1 protein-coding gene is annotated in these 305 nt (G+C 64.6%); it reads right to left on the bottom strand.

Annotated elements, in window-relative coordinates:
- The coding region (locus P0D89_RS54425) for an IS30 family transposase (protein ID WP_408379914.1) at positions 1–305 on the bottom strand (305 nt) is incomplete at both ends.

The following is a 305-nucleotide window of genomic DNA, read 5'->3' as shown; positions in this document are numbered from 1 at the left end:
GCTGTAGATCGAAAGGTCGGTGCCTTTTGGCAAGTACTGACGCAGCAGCCCGTTGGTGTTCTCGCAGGTGCCGCGTTGCCAGGGGCTGTGCGGATCGCAGAAGTACACGCGCACGCCGGTGGCGGCGCTAAGCTCCTGATGGCGGGTCATTTCCTTGCCCTGGTCGTAGGTGAAGCTCTGGCGCAGTGGGGTAGCGATCGAATTCAGCTTGGCCGTGAAGCCCGCCAGGGCCGAGGCGGCGGTGGCATCTTCCATCTTCGCCAGCAGCACCAGGCGACTGGTGCGCTCAACCAGCACGCCGACGG

Source organism: Paraburkholderia sp. RL18-085-BIA-A (genome assembly GCF_046027075.1).
GTDB lineage: Bacteria > Pseudomonadota > Gammaproteobacteria > Burkholderiales > Burkholderiaceae > Paraburkholderia.
Note: the sequence above shows the minus strand (reverse complement) of the source record. Positions and strands in the feature narration are given on the sequence as shown.